General features: G+C 49.3%; 1 protein-coding gene. It reads left to right on the forward strand.

Annotated features, from left to right (window positions below; all coding sequences use genetic code 11):
* Positions 1-495 (forward strand): PCRF domain-containing protein (locus KIV40_RS32220; RefSeq protein WP_285353414.1); only part of this gene is annotated, 495 nt, incomplete at both ends.

Below are 495 nucleotides of genomic sequence, written 5' to 3' on the forward strand. Positions count from 1 at the left end.
AACGTTCTGCACTGGAAGCGGTAGTAGAGACTATCGACCAACTTGACCAAGGTGTTGAGGACGTTGAGGGCCTACTTGAGCTAGCGGTTGAAGAAGAAGACCAAGAGACATTCGATGAGATCGAACCTGAACTAGCAGAGCTTGAAGCTAAGCTAGAAAAGCTAGAGTTCCGTCGTATGTACGCGGGCGATCACGACGCATCTGACTGCTACATCGATCTACAATCAGGTTCGGGTGGTACAGAAGCGCAAGACTGGACTTCAATGATGCTACGCATGTACTTGCGTTGGGCTGAAGCGAAAGGCTTTAAGACCGAAGTAATTGAAGTGTCTGAGGGTGAAGTTGCTGGCCTGAAAGGTGCAACAGTTCGCATCTCTGGTGAGTACGCTTATGGCTGGCTACGTACAGAAACGGGTGTACACCGTCTAGATCGTAAGTCTCCATTTGACTCAAGCGGTCGTCGTCATACGTCATTTGCTTCTGCGTTTATCTACC

The sequence above is a fragment of the Vibrio sp. D173a genome (assembly GCF_030248475.1).